Here is a 20,921-nt window from a genome sequence, read left to right as displayed (position 1 = left end):
TCCGTCATTTTTAGAAATCAGTACGACAATAACGTCAAGTTCAGTTGCTTGTTTTTCCATTCGCCTTCAATAACCACTCGTCAGTTAATTAATGACGTCATTCTGTCATGCCGATCCCACCTCCATTTCGATTTAGTAGCACTATGTGGCGGTAGAAAATCTAAGCGGCTAAAAAACAAGCAGCAAGGACGTCAAATAAGCTCCACTTTCCTATAAATGTGAGCTATCCCAATAGACTTTTAAATACACATGTATTATATATTCTAGTGTTTGCTGCATAACTCCATGATTAGATTAGTTTTTCAAAACATTTACTACATGGAGAAAGAAGGTGAAAAGAAGCAACCTGAACAGGCGAACATTGATGAACGTTATCCGGTTTCGCAAGCCGTACGTAGCTGAAGATTTTGAGGTAACTTCATTTGATCTGAAAGTCAGGAAAGATAGCTATAGCTTACGAAAAATCAAGAAGATTGAGTTAAGAGAATTGAGTCTCAAGGACAATCTGTTAAGGAGCTTATCGTTGGCTTTGGTGCTCTCAGCAGCTACCTGGGCTTTTGTCCCCCCGGCCGGCTTCGTGATTTTTTTCATCTGCCTGCCTTTTGTGTTTTTAACATATAGAAAGTATGAGCTTCGAGCTGAGTTTCGGGCAACAGACGAGACGGGGGATCAATGGGTTCCAATAGCTCGTTGTTGTACAGAGGAAGAATTTATCGTTCTTAATGCCCTGCAATTAGAGCTTGAGGGCAAACTTTAAACTGTCGGGCTCGTCATTAATTGGCGGGCCTTTTGTCTACCTCGGGTTGAATAGTCATGCATGACCGAGCAACGGAAACCAAGTGGGGTAAAATTTGGCATACAGAATATGACAAGTTGGACAAACTAGAGGAAGCGTTCCCTGGCCGTGTAACAAAACAAGTGAGCGATAATGTAAATATCGTTGTTGAGTTATTGACCAACGACAAGTACATAGATAATCAGTCATAAAGATACATTGCATAGCGCCATTCTACTTACTCCAGAGTGGCGCTTTTATTATAAAAGACTCTGTTAATCATGAACCACCGGCAAAGCCGGTGGTATGATAAAAGCCAATTGTGTTTGCAACGCTGTATTTCGGTGGAATCATCAAAAGCATATGAATATGATCTTTCATCGCATTTCCTTCCACTATCTCCACGCCTTGTTGCCTACACCGCTCTCTCAAAATCTTGCCTATATCTCGACGAATAGAGCCATAAATGGCTTTCTTTCGATATTTAGGCACAAATACGACGTGATAGTTGCAATAATGTGTTATGAGAGCTCGGCTCTGCCATTTTCTCATTTCTGCACGCCTGAACGGCGGAGTCTTTTCGAGGCACACCGCCAGAGGCGGTGGTTTACCAAGATTTAATTACAGGCTCAACGAAGACATGACATTGATTTGCTACTGCCCATTTAATCGAGTGGGCTTGAGTAAGTGAATCATAAATAATGGTCGATGGATGCCATCTGAATCTAAAAATAGTTCAAACGAATCAGGAATGATGCTGAAGCTATTGAGCATCATAATAAAAATGGTCCCAAGCCAGAAAAAGGTGTTAGGATATATGCCTAAACGGTTTACATTCCACTTTTGAATATAATTTATACCGTTTATTGAACAAGTAGTTAGTCGGGGAGCCATAAGGCTGAGACCACTTCGGTGGGACCCGTTGAACCTGATCCAGTTAACACTGGCGTAGGGAACTAACAGTAGTGTCCTCTCTTTCTGGCCAAGTTTTCCTGGCACAGTCTCCACGGCACCTGTTACCCCTGCGCAGCATTTTTAGGGGTAGTCATGACAGCAATTTCAAAAACACCAATTACACTTACCATCGCAGGTTCTGACAGCGGTGGCGGTGCAGGGATCCAAGCCGATATTAAAGCCATTTCTGCTACTGGCGGTTATGCCTGCTCGGTGATCACCGCACTAACAGCCCAGAACACCCAAGGTGTATCTGGCATCTTCCCTGTTTCCCCAGAATTTGTTGAACAACAACTTGATGCGGTATTTAGCGATTTAGACGTTAAAGCCGTGAAAATCGGTATGCTGAGTGATACCACGATCATTCGCGCTGTTGCGAAAAAACTGCGCCAGTATCGGCCTGCACATCTGGTTGTCGATCCTGTTATGGTGGCCACCAGCGGTGATTTACTCTTACAGCAAGATGCCATCTCAACCCTAAAAGATGAACTGATCCCCCTTGCCGATGTGATCACCCCTAACCTGCCTGAAGCTGCCGCCCTGCTTAACTGCGAGCGTCCCACAGCTGAAAGTGACATGGAGGCCATGATTGAGGCACTGCGCCATCTGGGTGCTAAATCTGTACTGCTAAAAGGCGGACATCTGGAACAAGAAGAAAATAGCACCGATCTTCTGATTGTGGCTAATGATGTGCACCGATTCAGTACTAAGCGCATTGCCACCCGAAATACCCATGGCACTGGTTGTACCTTGTCTGCGGCAGTCGCTTCTTATCTTGCACAAGGTTACCCACTACTCGACGCGGTAGCCCATGGCAAAAACTATATTTCAAACGCGATCCTTCATGCTGATGAGCTGGAAATTGGTTCCGGTCATGGCCCTGTGCACCATTTCTTCGCCGGTCATTTCACCCCTGACGCCTAACTAAAAAATAACGAAGCATGACGGTAAAACCATGACGGTAGCAGTATCGGCAATATCCGGGATTGAAGTGAGCTTAACTCACGGACAGCTCCATTATCACAACAGCCACTCTCCGTTGTTTGTGAATTTGAATTTAACCTTACCGAAGGGTAAGTGGACCTGTATTCTCGGCAAAAGTGGTTGTGGAAAAACGTCTCTGTTGCGTTTACTGGCCGGCTTGCTGGACGACAAAGCACAGTGGCAAGGAGAGCTCACAACCTGTAATGGAAAAACACCAGCAAGCCAGGTGGCCTATATGGCGCAACAAGATTTACTGCTGCCCTGGCTGAGTGTGTTAGATAACGTCTGTTTCAGTGTTCGTTTAATGAAAGGTAAGCCGAGTGCTGATGATAAAGTTCGCGCACTCGATCTATTACGCAAAGTTGGCCTAGCCGATTATGCCGGTGCTTATCCCGATAGCTTGTCTGGCGGAATGCGTCAGCGTGTCGCTTTGGCCCGTACCCTGATGCAGGATAAACCGCTGCTGTTAATGGACGAACCCTTCTCGGCCCTCGATGCTGTTACCCGCCATAAACTGCAGAACCTGGCGGCTGAGCTGTTGGCTGATAAAACCGTTTTGCTGATCACCCATGATCCTCAAGAAGCGCTGCGCTTGGGTCACCAAATATTGCTGATGACAGGCTCTCCTGCTGCTGTCAGTTCACTCCCGATACCGTCATCAGCTGCCCCACGCCAATTTGATGCTGAACTGGCGATATTCCAGCAACAGATTATCGAGCAACTGGAGCAAGATTATGGCTGACTTGCAATCTTCACACCCACAGCTGAATGTCCAGTCTGTGTTGCGAAAGCAAACTCTGTCGCAGTCGTCTTCCCATCCTCTCACTCGCATGGTTATCAGCAGCGCAGTGATCCTCGGGTTATGGCAACTGGCAGTGATGGTATTTGAATTACCGAGTTTTATCTTACCGGGTCCGATGGCTGTACTCGAAAAGCTGATCCAACGCTATGACGTTCTGCTCAATCATACCTGGGTAACCGCCTCTGAAGTGGTGCTGGGATTATTGCTCGGCCTGTCTATGGGCCTGTTTTTTGCTCTCCAGATGCTGCTCTTTGATCCGCTGCGTCGCTGGTTGCTGCCTATTTTAATTGCCAGCCAGGCAATCCCTGTCTTTGCCATCGCGCCTATTCTGATGCTGTGGCTGGGTTATGGCATTGCCTCCAAAATCGTGATGGCGGCATTAATCATCTTTTTTCCCGTGACTACCTGCTGTTACGACGGATTAAGACACACCCCTACGGGCTATCTGGATCTGGCTAAAACCATGGGCGCCTCAAAGTGGCAACTGCTATGGCATGTGCGCTTACCTGCGGCTTTACCAGCTCTGGCATCGGGGATCCGTGTCGCGGTTGTTGTTGCGCCAATTGGTGCCGTTGTCGGTGAATGGGTGGGCTCCAGTGAAGGTTTGGGTTACCTGATGTTGCAAGCCAATGCCCGCATGATGATCGATGAAATGTTTGCCGCTTTATTGATCCTGGCCACTTTTTCGATCGGCTTGTACTTTGCTGCCGATTGGCTGCTTAAACGAGCTATACCATGGCAATCCAAGCAATAAATTAAACCGCGAAATTAACGAAATATTTCAACTACACAGCAAGTTAGAAACAACATAAGCAACAACCTCAATACTAATAAAATTAAAAAGGACATTAACTATGAAAAAAATGCTGGCTAAAAGCCTGATTTCTTTGGCGCTTTCCACAACTGTCTTTAGTGCACCCGCTTTTAGCGCATCAACAAAAAATATGACGTTAATGCTCGACTGGTTCGTCAATCCTAATCATGGCCCGGTTGTAATAGCAAAAGAGAAAGGTCTTTTCAAAGATCAAGGACTAAACATCACCATCCAGGAACCGGCGGATCCAAGTATGCCGGCCAAATTAGTGGCGGCTGGCAAAGTTGATTTAGCCGTTTCCTACCAAGCCAGCCTCACTATGGATGTTGCAGCCGGTCTGCCTTTGATCCGCTCTGCCACATTAATCGCCGCGCCACTGAATACGTTGATGGTACTGGATAACAACAAAATTAACTCACTGGCAGATTTAAAAGGAAAGAAAATAGGCATCGCCATTGCGGGTAACGAAGAAGCAACGATCGGTACCATGCTAAACAGCGAAGGCGTCGAATACAAAGATGTTCAAATCATCAATGTTGGCTGGGCGCTGTCATCATCGCTGGCTTCAGGCAAAGTCGACGCTATCTGGGGCGGGCTGCGTAACTTTGAAACTAATCAGCTTGAGCTGGAAGGCTACAAAGCCAAGGCGTTCTTCCCCGAAGAGCACGGTGTACCTCCATACGATGAGTTAATCGTCGTCGCAAACAAAAACAGCTACGACCGAGTCACACTGAAGAAGTTTAACCGGGCTATTGAACTGGCAACCCAGTACATTATCAATCACCCCGACCAGGCATGGAAAGAGTTTGTTGCTTACGCTCCCGATACGCTAAACAACGAACTGAACCGCCGCGCATGGCGAGACACCCTGCCTCGTTTCGCACTGCGTCCGTCAGCCGTTGATGAAGCGCGTTACGATGACTTCGCACAATTTATGTATCAGCACAAAATTATCGATAAAGCACCGCAAGCAAAGGATTACGTGCCGACGCTATAACTATAGTTCTGTAAATCAACAGCTCAGTCAGTTATCAATCAGGGCTTCGGCACTCAGTACGAAGCCCCTCGTTGTTCTAAAGGTTAAATCAAAAATGAATCATCAGGATCTAATTCGTGCTTGTCAGCAAAACTGGATTGATTATACGCAACACAGTTTTGTAAATCAGCTTGCGAACGGACAACTACACCACGAAGCCTATCTGCACTATCTGAAACAGGATTTTCTGTTCTTAAAGCATTATGCCCGGGCCTATGCGCTGGCAATTTATAAAGCGCAGACCCTAGAAGAAATGCGCGCGCCATTGCCTAGCTTGCATGCCCTAATCGAAAATGAAACCTGCCACCATATGACCTACTGCGCGCAATGGGGGTTGACTGAAAGGGACATGGAAGCTGAGCAGGAAGATTTTGGCACCGTGGCATACACGCGCTATGTACTGGAAACCGGCATGGCTGGTGATCTGGTTGATCTGTACGTTGCCCTTGCACCATGTGCAGTCGGTTATGCAGAAATTGGTCAGCAGCTGATCAAACATGAAGATACAGTTATGGAAGGTAATCCCTACCATAGCTGGATCGAGCTATACAGTGGTGACGATTTCCAGAATGGGGCAAAATCTGGTATGGAACGTCTTGATTTAATGATCGCAGATATTCCACTAAACAGCCCGCGAGGTCAGCGTTTATGCGACATCTTCAAGACTGCGACCCGTATGGAAGTGGCTTTCTGGCAACAAGGCTTAAATGCCGTTAAGGCTGAATGCCAATCGGCATAAGACACTATATAAAAAGCCGGTGCTTATTCCGCGAGCATCGGCCTTATGCCATCACCAATCCTAAGCTTCTAAAATTCGCTCTATTTCTTGACTGATCACTCCACCATTGCATAAGTTTTAATCTAGCCGAACATCAGATAAAGGGAACAACATGAAGATTTACGAACTGGCTCCCGCTCCGAGTGCTCGTCGAGTAAGTATTTTTCTTGCTGAAAAAGGAATTGAGATCGAACGGGTTAACGTTGATATTCGTGGCGGAGAAAACCTTTTTGATGAATTCAAAGCCAAAAGCATAAATGGCCGCATTCCGGTATTAGAATTGGATGACGGCACGACGATCTGCGAATCCATTGCTATTTGTCGCTATTTCGATGAAATCTATCCATCGCCCCCTTCTCTTTTCGGTGATACCCCGCTAGAGCGTGCTAACGTAGAGATGTGGCAACGTGTCGTCGAACTTCAAGGATTGTGCACGGCCATGCAAGCATTTCGAAATATTACCGGTATCTATAAAGACAGAGAGAATTGTGTTGAAAGCTGGGGGCATGAGTCGCGCCAGCGCGTGGTTGAATTCCTTCCGACGCTTGATGAACAGTTAGCTAACTCGGCTTATATTGCAGGAGACAAATTTTCTGTTGCCGACATCACAGCTTTTGTGATGTGCGGATTTATTAAAAATCTCGAAATCACAATTGATGAAATGTTTCCTCATATTCAAGATTGGTACGAGCGCGTTTCGCAACGACCGTCTGTACAAGCATAAAAGGATTTATCCTGATTGATGTAATGTGCTCAAAAGCCAGACACCGCATACAAAACATAAATGTTTTGTATGCGGTGTCTGTATTTATCATTGAAAAACGTATCAATGCGAACCGCTACAGGTAAATCCCCTCATTGCGATACGATTTAAGCAAGGTAGAACTAGCGATGCCACCATTCAGGTGTAATAGTGCAATCCCCGTTATTTGAACTTAACCAGCCTTGTTCACCTTCGATAGTCAGTTGAATCTGCATAGAACGCTCAATCAGTGCTTCAAGCTCAGCCAGAGTTTCATCCTTGATGTAGACTACCGAAATATTATCAAACTGGGTAATTTTGTTCTTGTTTTGCTGCCACCAGATTGGTGCCGCTCGATCGCCATAAGCGAAGATAATAACCTGCTTAGATTTATTGGATGCTTTACGGATACGCTTTTCATCCGGCAAGCCAAGATCAATCCATAATTCAATTTCATCACTCAGGCTCTTACACCAAAGGTCAGGTTCGTCAGCAGCACTTACCCCTTTTGTGAAGGTAAGGTTTTCATCAGCATTCAAGCCCCACGCTAAAAGACGCAGCATCATACGCTGCAGCGTTTCTGAAGGATGACAGGCAATAGTATGGGTCATATCTAGATAAACATGACGATCCAAATCAGCAATATTGATATTGGCTTTGTAAATCGTGGCTTTTTGCGCCATAAGAGTAACACCTAACCGGTATATAAATAAGTGTAGTAACGAGAAGAATATACTGCAATTTTTATTGTTTTTTCAATGTGATAACGCGTTGATTAATTTCAGTCATCTCTTTTGTCAGTTGCTGACATTCAAGAGTCAGTTGGGATAAGGGCATTTGACTAAATTTTGACTGGAAATGCTTTTGAGAATCAGCAAGTACCGCTTTCCATTCCATCGCATCGACGGCAGAAAGCTCTTCCGTCAAAAGTCTCTTTCCTTCGTCAATATAATCTTTGGCAACAGTGCCATATTCAGTAAAAGCTAGTTTCAGCTGTTTACTCACATCATTATCTAAACGATCACAGCCCTGAATAATCGATTCTTTCAATTGAAACGTTGTATAGATCCCTATCAACTTTTCTCTCAGCACATCACGTGTTTCTCGCGAGCTGTCTGAAGTACCGACCACTGTTCCCATTACAGTTAAAGGTAAGCAACATAACGAAAAAATAAACAGTCGAAGCTTAATAATCACAATATCAAACCAATCCATAGCAGATACACGATGATACGTTATTATGTCAGCATGAACAATTCTCGGTTCAACGCAGCGCTATTCCTGCAGTTTATATCGCCTCTAACGGAAAACAATTAGCCACAATCGCTTCTTTTTTCGCCTTCGACAAGCGCTTGATCCGGTATTCCAGTTGCATTGCTTTCCGCTTATCCCCGACAGCTTCAGACCAGACTAAAGTAAGAGGACCTTTCCCCTTTAGGTATTTCGCCCCTTTTTTACTGCCCTGATGTTCGGTAAAGCGGCGCTGTACGTCAGTTGTTACGCCACAATATAAACTGTTCGACGCCGTTCGAATGAGATAAACAGACCACAATACAGGTTGAGACTCAGTGGGGTCATCAATCATTGTTTGTACAATGACCAGCTGCGCAGCTGTTGCATCTCTGGTGGTATTTTGAACAGTTGAAGCTCCTAAATACGTCATTCCGGAATTGAGGAACGAGATATCCGGGATCCAATTCTAACCGTGTACACCTTAGATTCCGTATAAGTTCGTTCCTCACTTTACGGAATGACGAAGCTTGCTGACTGCACTCGTCAAAACTTCTGTGATGAAATACTAAAAGCTAAATTATGATGTCAACGACTCAAGCATCTCTTTTAGTTCGGTGATTTCAAGTTTCATCGCCGATACCTGTTCTTCTAGCTGAGCCAGACGTTCAGCCGTAGCGGATGAAGCTGCGACCGGTGACGCTTGCGTCGCTAACGCTTCAAGATCTATCTCACCACTGAACAAATGCATATAGCGGCAATCTCGCTTACCCGCTTCACGAGGAAACTTAACGATATATGGACCTTTGGGATGTGAAGCCAGACCGTCAAGTACAGCCTCCGCTTCTTTAACATCACTAAAACTGCATAAGCGATTGGTACGTGTGCGAATTTCGCCAGCACTTTGCGGCCCGCGCAGTAACATAACGCAAATCGCTGCCCGTTCTTGTTTGGTAAATTGTAATGAACCAAATTCAGTATTGCAGAATCTGTGCTGGAATTTGGCTACACGACTACCAAAACTTGAAACATCATTGATAATACGTTTTTCTTTTAACTGTTCAACAGTATCAAGTACCGTGGCATCATCCAATGCCAATACCGGGTCACGGTTACTTTTCTGATTACAGGCTGTTGTCAGCGCATTTAATGTCAATGGGTATTGATCAGGAGTGGTATCTTCCTTTTCAAGCAAACAACCGATCACACGAGCTTCATTCTGTGAAAAGTTAAAATCCATGATCTTCCCTCACCCTTTATTTGATTTAATGGTATGTCTTAAGGCAGATTAGCATGAGACGCCACAACAACAAGTACTGACATAACTGACTGCTGGAAATTCAGTCAAATTTAATAACGAATTGAGGTCGTTGTATCATTAGAAGAAAATGATAAAGGCGCTTCTCAGCGCCGTTTCAATAAGCGACCGAGTTGCGATGGATGATAAGACCAGCAGTGGTCAAATACCGACATTAATGCCGGATTACCATAACGGGATAAATTCACAGCGTGGAATCGGTTTTTCTGCTCTTTAAGCTTATTAATTCGCTTGAGCATCTCTGTCGGTTGTGACGGGGCAATAAAATCTGATAGTACAACCAAATCAGCGTTTTTATATTTCCCGCTACTCATCAAATCAATCGACTGATCCAACACAGGACCCAGATCAGTTCCGCCATGGAAAGAATAAGATAAGAAGTTCAGTACTTCTGTTAAACCATCCTGTTTGGTCAGCTCATAAGTGATTTGCTGGGTCGAAAACATAATCACGTAGCAGTCGCGATCCTCAGCTAAAGCAATCTGCATTAAGCCATAAGCCAGTGCTTTCGCACATTGTTCAGGGAAACCGGACATAGAACCTGACGCATCAATACAAACAATAAACGGGCCTTTGTCCTGCTCAACCTGTTTGGTTTGGCGCTTATACGCTTTCACTTTGCGGAGCTTTCGCTGTGTGCCCTGTACACGGTAATTCATCAGGCGTTTATCAACGAGATGCTTATAGAAGACAACTTCCAACTCAGGGTACGCAAGAAACATAGCTTCATTGGGCAACAATTTCGACAAATCATCACTTTCATGGATCCCGACGATATCATCAGTGACACTGTCACTGCGCTCTTCGACCATGCGCAAATCTTCTGACTTCACCCGCTCTTTATTCGGGTCATCAATTTCATTCGCCATACGGCCAAGTTTTTCGGCAATTTCCTTCAAGCCATTATTTTTTTTCAAAAAGCAGGCGATGGATTTCATGGTATCGACATCTGTTCGGGTCAGGTTTGCTTTAGCCATATCCCATAATCGGCCTGCTTTTTTCTCATCCCCCGCTTCAGTGACATCTTCCATCTGCTGCATGGTTTCAATACGCTGATATAAATCAGCCAGCAGCTTCTCTTTATGCTGTTCCAGCTCCGTCAACTGCGCTTCTTGCAATGCCCGTGATAAATGCTGATACCACAAATTACAAAAATAACTTTGAAACATTGGATTGTGTTTCTGGTGCTCTTTATCAACCAGACTTTTCGCCTTAAAGTAAAACGCAGAATGCCCTTCCAGCTTCTTTACGATCTTGTCTGCCTGATCAAAGAAATAATCCGGCTCCCAATTTCTGGCCTCTTGGTAGAGATCCATTTCCTGTTGAAAATGCTCTTCCACACTGGTCTTGGTCATACGATGTTTTACCTGACCACGCCATTTCATGATCTGGTTTTTCATCGCCATTTTAACACCAGAGTTTGCTTCAGCCGCCATTAACAGCTGGGGGCGCATCATCATCTCATGTACAGCATTATCGATGATCCCTGACTCGGAGAGCATTAATGCTAGGTTAATACCTTCTGATACTGCCATCGGCCGCCCCCTTTCTTATTCAAAGTACTCTGATAAATGCGAAATACGTAAGGCACTTTTATCAATAACCCGTTTAAGATCTGATACTGAATCAGCAGCATCGGCAATGCTCTGTTCGATCATGACCGGCAGATCTTTATCGATAAAATTATGTGGAAGCGCACCACGGAAACTGCTGCGAGATACCTTAATACTATGATCTGCATCGAGTGTTTTGCTTGAAGCTTTATCGACGTCTTGTTGCCATTGTTGCTGCTGGGCTGCAGTAATACCTTTTGCTCCGGCAAGACCTACCAGCACAGAGCGGTTCGCAATATCTTTAATCACAAGCCGCTGCTGAGCATCAATTTCAAACTGCAGACGGCACAGGTGGGTATTTTTATTTACAAAACCATACACATCACACTGACCGGTTTTAATCTTCTTCTCAAACTCATCACCGTCGACGTATACCCAACGGCTGTCCCCTTTTTCCTTCTCTGAAACAGACGGGTTCTGCTGCAACATAACCAGCTTAATCATTCGCGGGTTATGATTTACGTTGTAGCGCTTAGCGGTGCTGAAGTCATGTTTAAAGCATTCTTTACGCATCATGGTTTCACGACTGAAAGTCATACACAGCTGCGCGGCAATATCATCATGAACCTCATCGATAATGTTCTGCGCTTCTGTTGCATTGGCTTTAGAAATACTCTGATCAAAGGCTTTTTCAATGGCAAATTCTTGGGACAGAGACCGTACGATATGGCGTGATTCAGGGCTGTGCCACAGGCAGTCTTGCAGTAACAACAAGTCAAGCGGGTTAATGGCGTCACGACCATTAAAAAACGCGCTGGCTTTCAATAAACGAACAGACTTTTTCCAGCGGCGGTCAGAAATATATAACTCGCTATCTTCAGACGGCATATCTGTACCAGCTTCAGCACGCTGTTCGATCATCGATTTGAGCTGATAGATCTTTTCAAAGATCTCTTCTGACAGCGTTACCTCGTCAATATGCACCTGCCATTGTTCATATTCTTCATCTTTGATGGTTAAGGTCGGATCCATCTCCTGAGCCGCTGAGCTCTCACCCATCAACATCGCTTTAAAATTGTGTTTTTCTTGAATTCGATTAACAAATACGCGAACTAACATCCGGTCATACAAGGCATCCAGACCGCTATCTTCTTCCGGCAATTCATTGGATGCCGTAATAAGCAAACGCATTGGAACAGGAAGTACATCCTGACCATTTTTAAAGGTACGTTCATTAACAACAGTCAGTAGGGTATTCAGGATGGCAGGGCCTGCTTTCCAGATTTCATCGAGGAAAACAACTTGTGCAGTCGGTAAGTAACCATCGATCAGGCGAACGTATTTGCCATTATCTTTCAATTCCTGAATCGACAAAGGGCCAAACACTTCTTCAGGTGTTGAAAAACGGGTCATCAGATAATCGAAAAATTTACTGTTATCAAAAGCCTGGATCAAACGCTTAGCAATCAAACTTTTAGCGATACCTGGAGGGCCTAAAAGAAACACACTTTCACCTGCCAGTGCGGCAAGCAAGCAAAGCTTGATGGTTTCTTCGCGTTCATAAACGCCATTCGATAGCGCTTTAATCAGTTTTTGGATCCTTTCAGAAATTAGCGCTTTGTTCGGTTGCATTGATCTAGCCATTGTCAGCATAATTCCCGACCTCTCTAATTGTTATGTCTATGTGCTGTAGCACAACAATTCCTAGTCATTACTTAGGATAAACATAAAACACACTCTGTTACAATGTTGTTAACTGAAATATTTTGTTACAACCCTTATATATCAGAGAGATCGACAAACAACTACCCATCAAACATTGATTGCAAAAATAAGAGACGACAACATACATACAATAAAAAAATAGGAAAGAAGGGTTTGTATTTTATTTCTTTAAAATCAATCAACTAACTTTAGTGTAAGAGTTGGGCCAAAGTGATTGTATAGTTTTTGAACTTATTTTGATTTGAAGCCTTATTTTCATTTTTATGATGAGACGCTCAAATCGTGAGCACTTCTCATCCTCGGTTTTGCCAGCAATATTGTATTTTGTACAATAACCAACAAATGGAAGAGTCAATCTCGACCCATTTATTTTTCTTTTTTAACGCGACAAAAGACCTGCACGTGATTTCCCCACATGATTTTGTAAACAACTTGTACATATTCATTCACTTTGACAGTATGTCGCTGAATTATTAATGATTAGTGTTCTAAGGGAGATCATGCACAAGATTTCTCAACTCCCAATGCGATTAACCATCCTTGCTTGCGTCGGTATATTGCTTTTTGCCTTCGTCGCATCGAGTGAAAGCTTTGAAGTTGTTATTTCAATCCTGACGCTGAGCCTCATTGCCATGCTGTTACGTGAAGATTTTGGCACAGAGATGAAGTTATGGCTTTTGCTCGCGTTAGGAAGCTACGGTATCGGAGTCATTGCCGATTTATTAGATGAGATCCCCGAACTCGATGACCACTGGCTTCTTAATAAAACTGATGATGCTTTTATGCAGATCGGTGTTTTTTTAATGTGTTTCTGTTTTATTAAAATGCTGCATCAACATCGAAGTTTGATCGACGATCTTAATTCTCAGATCATTAAAGCACGAACATTAGAAAGAGAGCTAAGCCGCCAGGCTTTACAAGATGACCTCACAGAATTGCAAAACCGCCGGGCGCTGTTTCGCCAGTTCGACAACATGGCCATTAATCTGCAGCGCGGTATTTTAGCCTATATTGATCTTGATAATTTTAAACAGGTTAATGATAACTACGGCCATAAACAAGGTGACAAACTGCTCGTCACAATAGCCAGGCAATTGATCAAAACGGCCCCAATAGGCAGTCAGATCTTCCGCATAGGCGGAGATGAGTTTGTGGTATTAATGCCATCAAAAGATCAAACGTTTTACCATGAATGGATCGATAAACTCTACGAAGCCACAACCGATACCAGAAAATCATTTAACATCGATCTCAGTATCGGCCTTGCTCCCTACTATCCCGGTAATTTGAGTGATCCCGACGTCATTCTGGCAAGAGCTGACAGGGCAATGTACAAAGAAAAAACCGAGAGAACTCAACAGTCGCGCGAATAAAGAAAAGAACTTAAGCGATAATGCGAAAGGCTTTCTCACCTCTCGTAACTATATCGCACCACCTCTATCGTTAAAGCTACCTATCGAACAACAGGATACTTCAACGCTGCGCCCCACTCTGTCCAAGAGCCATCATAAACGGTCAGTAATTTACGCCCTGTCAGTTCGGCGCCTAATGCCAGAATACAAGCTGTGACACCAGATCCACAGCTGAAAATTAAACGCTGTTCAGAATCTGAAACCGCCTCAAACCTTGATTCTAACTGTTTTAATCCAAGAAAATGTCCGTCTTTAATCAACTGACTAAAAGGCAAACTCTTGGCATTTGGCATATGTCCGCTTCTTACACCAGCTCTCGGTTCAGGCTGAGTACCATAAAAGCGTGCAGCCGAACGTGCATCTAAAACAACCGTATCAGGATCATCAAGTACCAATTTCAGATTATCGGCATTGATGACCCATTCCGGTAACAACTTGGCTTCGTAATGAAAAGTAACGGGTTTTATTACCTCACCGGTTTCAGTCGGGCGCTGCTCTTCCAACCAGGCAGGCAATCCACCGTCAAGCACTGCGACACTTTTATGCCCCATTGCTTTAAACATCCACCACACTCGCGGGGCTGAAAACAGGCCATGACTGTCATATACCACGATCATATTCTGATTAGTAATACCCAACTTAGAAACCTCTTGAGCAAACAGCTCGGGAGAAGGCAGCATATGGGGTAGCTCAGCATCTGGATCTTTGACCTTGGTATCAAAATCAAAAAACCTGGCACCGGGAATACGGCAATTTATCCATTCCTGTTCGGGGTTTCTTTCCGAGCCCGGCATATACCAACTGGCATCAAGTAGAACCAGGTTTAAATCATTCAGATGTTCAGCTACCCACTTAGTCGTGACTAATGATGAGGATGTTGTCGACATACCGTATTCCTTTAATAATTTGTATACTGGTAACTTTAGTATTCGCATCAAGTTACAATTTTGTTCACCAGCCTGATAATAATATTCGCTATATTGAATAGACAATTAGATAAATATTTGACCAATTAGCAACGTCAATCAACCCGGTCTGATCTTTTACCCTGTCTGTTGTAGCCAAGGATTGTAAATGAAACAAATTTATCTGGGTATCCTTACCGTTTCTTCTCTGTTTTCACCAACAGTTATGGCATACAACTCAGGTAGCATTTCCTTTGCTATTGATAACGATGGTATTGTCACTACCGATCAGAACTATACCAACGGCCTTTTTCTTGAGTTTAACTCAGCGGCCAGCAATATGCTTGAATTGGCCGCACCATCGCCTGTTCGTCAAATAGCCGGTTTATTACCGTTAAATTCAGCCGCATCGCAGGGTTGGAATTTCCGTATTGGCCAGCAGATGTGGACGCCGGAGGATATTGAAGCAACCGAGCCGGTACCCGACGAACATCCTTACGCAGGGTTATTATTTTTCGAAACGGGTATCTATCAATACTCCCCGGCACAGGTCGATAAATATAGTTTCATGTTCGGTACCGTCGGTCCCAATGCGCTTGCGGAAGAAGGACAGAAATTCATCCATTACCTTATTAGATCGGATGAACCCAAGGGGTGGGAATACCAGGTTGAAAATCAGATCGTCTTTAATCTGGGCTATCAGGGACACCGCCTGCTAAGCCGCAGTCAGGCGTGGTTAATGGATCAATATGATGTAAGTGGCGTAGGCCGGATCAATGTCGGCAACTATCAGAGTGAAGCAGCTTTAGGTGCTGTTGGACGCTGGGGCACCCATTTAGATTCCAATTTTGGCAGTGTCGGTTTTACCCCTGGCAAGTTCTTCGATGTCAGCGTGCTTTCGACCAGCGCGTCGGGCTATTATCTGTTTACGGGTATTGAAGGTCGTTACCGCTTTAATGACATCACCGTTGAAGGGGATCGTCCCGATGAAGTTCCAGATAATAACATTGAGCATTTACAAGCGACCGCTGTCGCCGGCTTTGTCTATTACAAACCTAAATGGGGCTTAAGTCTGAGCCTTGCAACAGGCACCCGCGAGTTTAAGGAAGACAGGCACTCCACCCACTCCAATGGCTCCCTTGAGCTCTTCTGGCGAATCTAGAAAAAGATGCAATTCAGCTTCGGCCAGATCTGCTGCCAGTTCTTTGATTGAATACGCTGCTGATAAATCGCCGGTTGAGGGTTTTGGGGATTTATTTTTACATCTAATAACCAATTTTCTTCCAGCCCGAACGGTGCCGTAAAGGTAAACTCATCACTGAGTTCAAGTCTTACTCCGACACAAGTCGGTACTTCAACCCACCGCGAGATACCATCAGAAGTATTTTGGTAAGGCGAATGGCCATGCTTTTCATGCATGCGAGCTTGATTGCGAACTTCCCATTCAACATCAGGGCACATTGCCACCAGCTTTGCCGTAATAATTTGTTCGGTTTTAAGAGACGTATCACTCGGGTCAAAATAGACCAGATCAACATCATTGAGCGGTGTCATCTCAGTTTTTTGGTGTAAATGGTCCCAAATAGCATTTCGCAAAAAACCAGCCCCGAGATACCAATCAGGCAAATTCACTTCTCGGGCTGCGATTAAGCAAGCCATCCTAAAATCATCCTGGAGCAAGATTGATCTCGTTTCAGAGTGGACGTTATTCATCGTTTCTACCAATAGAAAAAGCCTGAAAGTCAGGCTTTTTCTTTTTCAAAATCAAATCTATTTAAGCAACCTGTTGAACAAGCGCTGACAGGCTATCTTCAGCGAAAACATTATTCGTTGCCATTCGAGAAACATCTTCCTGACTGTATTTCTCACCATCATAAACAACGACAATACTGGTATCACCCGACTGCAAAAAATGAGTTTCACCGTATTCGGTATAACGCGTTGCCCCGATACTGATTAATGCCTGCTCAGGGTAATGCGCGTTTGCTAAATGCTCAGCAATGTTCTCTGTCGGGCCGACATCCTGTTGATGGTTCATACGATCAACAATCCAGTTCAGCAGTTTTTCATGGAAGTAGCTATAGCCAACCACAGGGCTATCTTCACCGTAACGAGAAACTTTATTTCCACGTTTATGAAAACTAGCTATACGGTAGCGGTCAAGCACACCACCTTGTGATAACCCGTCAATATCAAACATGGTGGCTGCGATACCTTTGGTATGCGCACCCCAGTTCTTTTTTTCACTGATTTTCTTCGCATTCGGTTTGCGAATCGAACAGTCATTATAAGCGGCAAACCGTGTCGGCTTGAGAGCAACAACACGGTTATCCTGATATTCAATATCGCATAGCAGAGCAACTTCAGGCTCTATTTGTAAGTTATCGGCATCATTTGGCGGAATAATGGTATCGCTTGAGAGCGGATAAGTGGATAAGAACCCGGCGCTCTCCGAAGGCACATAGAACGGAAAAATGGCTTTCGGCTGAATTTGTTCTTTGACTTCAACAGTCAGGAAATCATTCGCCTCTCCAGCCTGCTCTAAATGGCCGGCAAAGTTACCCGCCACGCCAAAACCAATCACACGTTTAAAAGTCATAATCGCCTATTTATATTGAGGGTGCATTGAACAGACCCTATTCTACCGAGGAGCCCCACCCGTTGCGAGGGTCAGCACACCTAACTTTGTGCCAGCGCAAGATAATCTATCTTTGTTCGATCTTGTGAAAATACGAATGATTGAGGGATTTCACATTAACTTGAATGGCATTCACAGAAATAATATTCCTAATAGATATAAATGACGCATTTCTATACCATCCAATTAAAACATCGTACATTTGGTATCAGTACAATGAATCAAAAACTGGCTTTAACCGCAATATTCATGGCTCTGTCACTGTCACCAGCCATGGCGCAGGAAACCGAACAATCCCTGGCCACTCCACAAGCTAAGGTTCTCAACGGTGACAATGCTTCAGACTATGCGAATAACCTGCTGCCTTGGCAAGCAGCGATCCTCACGGCGGACAGTTATGTCTCCGGCTGTGGCGCTGTGGTTATTTCCGAATACTGGATTGTCACAGCCGCACATTGTATTGATCCATCAATCTCTAACACTCTCATTGCAGGTACTAGTTTTATCCCGCAAGGCAACACCGCAAGTCTTGACAGCAAATACGTATTTAACATTATCGAGACGGAGAAATACCGGCATCCGCTCTATAATGGACATAATGTATCGAGCCAACTTGATAACGATATCGCTGTGATGAAAGTTGATCGTTCACTTTACACTGTTTCAAAGCCGATAAAAGTCGCCACTTTGGCCGAGCAGGTTCTTGCTGATGGAGAATTTGCCACTACCTGGGTATCTGGTTCTTATTCTCAAGCAACACTGATTGCATCAGGCTGGGGCGATACCACCGAGACTTATTTACCGCCGAGTGAATTACAAGTCGTAAAGCTTGCCGGCATCCCCGATTCACAATGTACAACATCGTATAACCCTGCAAGCGATCAATTTTTTGTCTGTGCTGACTCTAATGATCCTGCACTGAAAAAAGATGTGTGTGCAGGTGACTCAGGCGGGCCGTTAATCTGGCAGAACCCGGCCCATAAATCAGATTCTGACAAAGGCCTGCGTGTTGTCGGGGTAACCAGTAATGGGCCTGACTGTGAAAGAAAAAATTCGGGCCTTTCAGATTCACAATTTAATGGCTTATATACGCAATTATCGAATTATCTAAGCTGGATGGAATTGACAACAGGCGTTGATTTAACGAATCAGGCAGCTGCCACGTTCAGCCAGGATCCGTTCGAATTGGTTAATGAAGAATTAAAGAATGAGAAAGAGACAAATACTGATACTGATACTGAGACTGAAATTGGTACTATTAGTGAAATTAGCTCGAATACCGGAAGCAGCAGCGGAGGCTCTGTCCCGCTACTTGGCCTGCTCTCTCTTGCTGCTGTCGGCGTGCTCCGGCGCAGAAAGTAACTCTATATCCTCAACGTGGTTTGGGTTTAAAACTTATAAAAAAAGGGTTCCCATTGGGAACCCTTTTTATTTAATAACGCTAATTGATATTACTCGTCAGCTAATTCCACCAGCTTGGTTGAGCCACTATGGATTTTTTCACGGCGGCGCTGAATAACAGCAAAGAAGCCCGGAATGAGGAAAGTACCGGCAAGCAACACAAATAACAGACCGCCCGTCAGTGAGATACCCAGAGAGTTCTGACTGATATGACCGGCACCTGACGCAAATATCAGCGGCAAAATACCCAGAATAAATGACCAGGACGTCATATTCACCGCACGGAAACGTAATTTCCCCCCTCATATAATCAATCTTTGTTAAATATTAAAAAAAGCAAACAATTGAGGCGTTTTACAGTTATGCAAGGTGCTATTCGCAAAAGTAATGCATCCTGTTACATAGAGAGCTGCTATTCGTTAATAATACCGCCTTGCCTAAAAGCCACTGAATTCTCGCTGAACTCTGCATTTTGAAGTGGTCCGGGTATAGCCATCATAGTCATTAGGACCACAGGTCTATATGTTCTCATTAAACGCAGTACATTTGGTATCAGGATGATAAATCAAAAACTCTCTTTAACCGCGGTGTTCATGGCCATGATGCTGCCACCAGCCATGGCGCAGGAAACCGAGCAATCCCTGGCTACTCCACAAGCTAAGGTTCTCAACGGTGACAATGCTTCAGACTATGCGAATAACCTGCTGCCTTGGCAAGCAGCGATCCTCACGGCGGACAGTTATATCTCCGGCTGTGGCGCTGTGGTTATTTCCGAATACTGGGTTGTCACTGCCGCGCATTGTATTGCTCCATCAATATCTAACACCCTCATTGCCGGTACCAGCTACATACCGCAGGGCAATACCGCGAGTATTGACAATAAATACATCTTCAATATTACCTATAAAGCTGTTCATGATGAAAGTTTAGATAAAGATGTTGCCGTTATGATGGTTGATCGTTCTCTTTATAATGTGGCTAAGCCGATAAAAGTGGCCACCTTAGCCGAACAAGCTCTGGCTGATGAAGAATTTGCCACTACCTGGGTCTCTGGCGCTTATTCTCAAGCAACCCTGATTGCATCAGGCTGGGGTGATACCACCGAGACTGATTTGCCGCCAAGTGAATTACAAGTCGTAAAACTTGCCGGTATCCCCGATTTACTATGTGATACACCGTACCCCGTAAAAGATGAAGCTCATTTTGTCTGCGCTGACTCTAATGATCCTGCACTGAAAAAAGACGTTTGTATCGGTGACTCAGGCGGTCCGTTAATCTGGCAAAATCCGCTCCATATATCAGATTCTGATAAAGGCCTGCGTGTTGTCGGGGTAACCAGTAATGGCCCAGACTGTGATGGGAAAAATTCAGGCGTTTCAGGTGAACAATTTAATGGCTTGTATACGCAATTATCAACTTATCTGGATTGGATAGAATCGACAACGGGCGTTGATTTAACGGGTCAAGCACCAGCCACTTTCAGCCTGGACCCGTTCGAACTTAATGACGAACTAAAGAAAGGGACTAGCACTGATCCTGAAAGTAACACTGAGACTGAAAATACCACTGATACTGAAAGTAACACTGATACTGAAAGTAACACTGATACTGAAAGTAACACTGAGACTGCAAGTGCCACTGAGACTGCAAGTGCCACTGATACTGAAAGTAACACTGAGACTGAAAGTAACACTGAGACTGAAATTGGCTCTAATACTAACAGCAGCGGAGGATCTGTCCCACTACTTGGCCTGCTCTCTCTTGCCGCTGTCGGCCTGCTCCGGCGCAGAAAGTAACTCTATATCCTCAACGTGGTTTGGGTTTAAAACTTATAAAAAAAGGGTTCCCATAGGG

At 44.4% G+C, this 20,921-nt stretch carries 20 protein-coding genes, 2 pseudogenes and 1 riboswitch; of the genes and pseudogenes, 11 read left to right on the top strand and 11 right to left on the bottom strand.

The genetic code is table 11. From position 1 onward, the window contains the following. The first annotated feature begins 331 nt into the window (after nucleotides 1–331). Entirely contained in the window at nucleotides 332–757 is a 426-nt protein-coding gene (locus tag L4D76_RS22755) for a hypothetical protein (protein WP_428443155.1), read from the top strand. Between the two features lie 330 nt (nucleotides 758–1,087). On the opposite strand, the pseudogene tnpA reads toward L4D76_RS22755, so the two are convergent. After that, a pseudogene (tnpA, locus tag L4D76_RS22750) lies at nucleotides 1,088–1,327 on the bottom strand (IS200/IS605 family transposase); the annotation flags it as partial. Between the two features lie 321 nt (nucleotides 1,328–1,648). After that, nucleotides 1,649–1,747: riboswitch (TPP riboswitch) on the top strand. A 75-nt stretch (nucleotides 1,748–1,822) separates the two neighbouring features. Here tnpA and thiD point away from each other — a divergent pair. From thiD to L4D76_RS22720, 6 genes are all read left to right on the top strand, one after another. After that, nucleotides 1,823–2,653, top strand: a complete 831-nt coding sequence (gene thiD, locus L4D76_RS22745; protein ID WP_428443154.1) for a bifunctional hydroxymethylpyrimidine kinase/phosphomethylpyrimidine kinase — start codon at nucleotides 1,823–1,825, stop codon at nucleotides 2,651–2,653. A gap of 31 nt (nucleotides 2,654–2,684) precedes the next feature. After that, entirely contained in the window at nucleotides 2,685–3,455 is a 771-nt protein-coding gene (locus L4D76_RS22740; protein WP_428443153.1) for an ABC transporter ATP-binding protein, read from the top strand. Further along, complete coding sequence (locus L4D76_RS22735) at nucleotides 3,448–4,269, top strand: ABC transporter permease (protein WP_428443152.1); 822 nt, start codon at nucleotides 3,448–3,450, stop codon at nucleotides 4,267–4,269. Before L4D76_RS22740 ends, L4D76_RS22735 begins: the two co-directional genes overlap by 8 nt. Before the next feature lie 100 nt (nucleotides 4,270–4,369). Next, nucleotides 4,370–5,326 carry an ABC transporter substrate-binding protein gene (locus L4D76_RS22730; RefSeq protein ID WP_428443151.1) on the top strand — a complete coding sequence of 319 codons (957 nt, stop codon included), beginning with the start codon at nucleotides 4,370–4,372 and terminating at the stop codon, nucleotides 5,324–5,326. A gap of 94 nt (nucleotides 5,327–5,420) precedes the next feature. Next, entirely contained in the window at nucleotides 5,421–6,104 is a 684-nt protein-coding gene (locus L4D76_RS22725) for a TenA family protein (RefSeq protein WP_428443150.1), read from the top strand. Nucleotides 6,105–6,255: 151 nt separating this feature from the next. After that, nucleotides 6,256–6,867 (top strand): glutathione S-transferase family protein, encoded by a 612-nt coding sequence (locus L4D76_RS22720; RefSeq protein ID WP_428443149.1) that lies wholly within the window; start codon nucleotides 6,256–6,258, stop codon nucleotides 6,865–6,867. A 161-nt stretch (nucleotides 6,868–7,028) separates the two neighbouring features. On the opposite strand, the gene L4D76_RS22715 is transcribed toward L4D76_RS22720, so the two are convergent. From L4D76_RS22715 to L4D76_RS22690, 6 genes are all read right to left on the bottom strand, one after another. Next, on the bottom strand, nucleotides 7,029–7,568 hold the full coding sequence (locus L4D76_RS22715) for a YaeQ family protein (protein WP_428443148.1): 540 nt from the start codon (nucleotides 7,566–7,568) through the stop codon (nucleotides 7,029–7,031). Between the two features lie 61 nt (nucleotides 7,569–7,629). Next, complete coding sequence (locus tag L4D76_RS22710; RefSeq protein ID WP_428443147.1) at nucleotides 7,630–8,100, bottom strand: hypothetical protein; 471 nt, start codon at nucleotides 8,098–8,100, stop codon at nucleotides 7,630–7,632. Between the two features lie 73 nt (nucleotides 8,101–8,173). Next, nucleotides 8,174–8,470 carry a GIY-YIG nuclease family protein gene (locus L4D76_RS22705; RefSeq protein ID WP_428443174.1) on the bottom strand — a complete coding sequence of 99 codons (297 nt, stop codon included), beginning with the start codon at nucleotides 8,468–8,470 and terminating at the stop codon, nucleotides 8,174–8,176. Nucleotides 8,471–8,695: 225 nt separating this feature from the next. After that, nucleotides 8,696–9,355 carry a YceH family protein gene (locus L4D76_RS22700; protein WP_428443146.1) on the bottom strand — a complete coding sequence of 220 codons (660 nt, stop codon included), beginning with the start codon at nucleotides 9,353–9,355 and terminating at the stop codon, nucleotides 8,696–8,698. Between the two features lie 164 nt (nucleotides 9,356–9,519). Beyond that, nucleotides 9,520–10,968, bottom strand: a complete 1,449-nt coding sequence (gene viaA / locus L4D76_RS22695) for an ATPase RavA stimulator ViaA (protein WP_428443145.1) — start codon at nucleotides 10,966–10,968, stop codon at nucleotides 9,520–9,522. Nucleotides 10,969–10,983: 15 nt separating this feature from the next. Beyond that, nucleotides 10,984–12,639 (bottom strand): ATPase RavA domain-containing protein, encoded by a 1,656-nt coding sequence (locus L4D76_RS22690; protein WP_428443144.1) that lies wholly within the window; start codon nucleotides 12,637–12,639, stop codon nucleotides 10,984–10,986. A 572-nt stretch (nucleotides 12,640–13,211) separates the two neighbouring features. On the opposite strand from L4D76_RS22690, the gene L4D76_RS22685 reads away from it, so the two are divergent. Continuing rightward, on the top strand, nucleotides 13,212–14,084 hold the full coding sequence (locus L4D76_RS22685) for a GGDEF domain-containing protein (protein WP_428443143.1): 873 nt from the start codon (nucleotides 13,212–13,214) through the stop codon (nucleotides 14,082–14,084). A gap of 80 nt (nucleotides 14,085–14,164) precedes the next feature. Here L4D76_RS22685 and L4D76_RS22680 read toward each other — a convergent pair whose 3' ends face one another. After that, nucleotides 14,165–15,010, bottom strand: coding sequence for a sulfurtransferase (locus L4D76_RS22680; protein ID WP_428443142.1), 846 nt, complete (start codon nucleotides 15,008–15,010; stop codon nucleotides 14,165–14,167). Between the two features lie 187 nt (nucleotides 15,011–15,197). Between L4D76_RS22680 and L4D76_RS22675 the strand changes: the two genes are divergently transcribed. Then, the gene (locus tag L4D76_RS22675) at nucleotides 15,198–16,190 is read left to right on the top strand and encodes a lipid A deacylase LpxR family protein (protein ID WP_428443141.1); all 993 of its coding nucleotides are present in this window, start codon (nucleotides 15,198–15,200) and stop codon (nucleotides 16,188–16,190) included. Here the strand turns inward: L4D76_RS22675 and L4D76_RS22670 are convergent. Both L4D76_RS22670 and L4D76_RS22665 read right to left on the bottom strand, forming a co-directional pair. Then, entirely contained in the window at nucleotides 16,187–16,687 is a 501-nt protein-coding gene (locus L4D76_RS22670; protein ID WP_428443140.1) for a nucleotidyltransferase family protein, read from the bottom strand. The genes L4D76_RS22675 and L4D76_RS22670 overlap by 4 nt on opposite strands. 115 nt (nucleotides 16,688–16,802) lie before the next feature. Continuing rightward, nucleotides 16,803–17,627, bottom strand: a complete 825-nt coding sequence (locus L4D76_RS22665) for a DUF5718 family protein (RefSeq protein ID WP_428443139.1) — start codon at nucleotides 17,625–17,627, stop codon at nucleotides 16,803–16,805. Between the two features lie 255 nt (nucleotides 17,628–17,882). Here L4D76_RS22665 and L4D76_RS22660 point away from each other — a divergent pair, with 255 nt between their 5' ends. Continuing rightward, complete coding sequence (locus L4D76_RS22660; protein WP_428443138.1) at nucleotides 17,883–19,028, top strand: S1 family peptidase; 1,146 nt, start codon at nucleotides 17,883–17,885, stop codon at nucleotides 19,026–19,028. Between the two features lie 89 nt (nucleotides 19,029–19,117). Here L4D76_RS22660 and L4D76_RS22655 read toward each other — a convergent pair. Beyond that, nucleotides 19,118–19,369 (bottom strand): annotated as a pseudogene (locus L4D76_RS22655) (efflux RND transporter permease subunit); the annotation flags it as partial. 255 nt (nucleotides 19,370–19,624) lie between these two features. Between L4D76_RS22655 and L4D76_RS22650 the strand changes: the two are divergent. Continuing rightward, the gene (locus tag L4D76_RS22650) at nucleotides 19,625–20,863 is read left to right on the top strand and encodes a trypsin-like serine protease (RefSeq protein ID WP_428443137.1); all 1,239 of its coding nucleotides are present in this window, start codon (nucleotides 19,625–19,627) and stop codon (nucleotides 20,861–20,863) included. Nucleotides 20,864–20,921: the final 58 nt, after the last annotated feature.

Origin of the sequence: Photobacterium sagamiensis (genome assembly GCF_050337085.1) — a bacterium.
In the GTDB taxonomy this organism is placed as follows: domain Bacteria; phylum Pseudomonadota; class Gammaproteobacteria; order Enterobacterales; family Vibrionaceae; genus Photobacterium; species Photobacterium sagamiensis.
Note: the sequence above shows the minus strand (reverse complement) of the source record. Positions and strands in the feature narration are given on the sequence as shown.

Excerpts from the sequence above, each read along its gene's own strand:
- L4D76_RS22715 (WP_428443148.1), bottom strand. The coding sequence starts at position 7,568 with ATGGCGCAAAAAGCCACGATTTACAAAGCCAATATCAATATTGCTGAT.
- L4D76_RS22735 (WP_428443152.1), top strand. The coding sequence starts at position 3,448 with ATGGCTGACTTGCAATCTTCACACCCACAGCTGAATGTCCAGTCTGTG.
- viaA (WP_428443145.1), bottom strand. The coding sequence starts at position 10,968 with ATGGCAGTATCAGAAGGTATTAACCTAGCATTAATGCTCTCCGAGTCA.
- L4D76_RS22660 (WP_428443138.1), top strand. The coding sequence starts at position 17,883 with ATGAATCAAAAACTGGCTTTAACCGCAATATTCATGGCTCTGTCACTG.
- L4D76_RS22700 (WP_428443146.1), bottom strand. The coding sequence starts at position 9,355 with ATGGATTTTAACTTTTCACAGAATGAAGCTCGTGTGATCGGTTGTTTG.
- L4D76_RS22740 (WP_428443153.1), top strand. The coding sequence starts at position 2,685 with ATGACGGTAGCAGTATCGGCAATATCCGGGATTGAAGTGAGCTTAACT.
- L4D76_RS22675 (WP_428443141.1), top strand. The coding sequence starts at position 15,198 with ATGAAACAAATTTATCTGGGTATCCTTACCGTTTCTTCTCTGTTTTCA.
- L4D76_RS22650 (WP_428443137.1), top strand. The coding sequence starts at position 19,625 with ATGATAAATCAAAAACTCTCTTTAACCGCGGTGTTCATGGCCATGATG.
- L4D76_RS22705 (WP_428443174.1), bottom strand. The coding sequence starts at position 8,470 with ATGATTGATGACCCCACTGAGTCTCAACCTGTATTGTGGTCTGTTTAT.
- L4D76_RS22710 (WP_428443147.1), bottom strand. The coding sequence starts at position 8,100 with ATGGATTGGTTTGATATTGTGATTATTAAGCTTCGACTGTTTATTTTT.
- thiD (WP_428443154.1), top strand. The coding sequence starts at position 1,823 with ATGACAGCAATTTCAAAAACACCAATTACACTTACCATCGCAGGTTCT.
- L4D76_RS22690 (WP_428443144.1), bottom strand. The coding sequence starts at position 12,639 with ATGCTGACAATGGCTAGATCAATGCAACCGAACAAAGCGCTAATTTCT.
- L4D76_RS22670 (WP_428443140.1), bottom strand. The coding sequence starts at position 16,687 with ATGGCTTGCTTAATCGCAGCCCGAGAAGTGAATTTGCCTGATTGGTAT.
- L4D76_RS22725 (WP_428443150.1), top strand. The coding sequence starts at position 5,421 with ATGAATCATCAGGATCTAATTCGTGCTTGTCAGCAAAACTGGATTGAT.
- L4D76_RS22730 (WP_428443151.1), top strand. The coding sequence starts at position 4,370 with ATGAAAAAAATGCTGGCTAAAAGCCTGATTTCTTTGGCGCTTTCCACA.
- L4D76_RS22685 (WP_428443143.1), top strand. The coding sequence starts at position 13,212 with ATGCACAAGATTTCTCAACTCCCAATGCGATTAACCATCCTTGCTTGC.
- L4D76_RS22680 (WP_428443142.1), bottom strand. The coding sequence starts at position 15,010 with ATGTCGACAACATCCTCATCATTAGTCACGACTAAGTGGGTAGCTGAA.
- L4D76_RS22720 (WP_428443149.1), top strand. The coding sequence starts at position 6,256 with ATGAAGATTTACGAACTGGCTCCCGCTCCGAGTGCTCGTCGAGTAAGT.
- L4D76_RS22665 (WP_428443139.1), bottom strand. The coding sequence starts at position 17,627 with ATGACTTTTAAACGTGTGATTGGTTTTGGCGTGGCGGGTAACTTTGCC.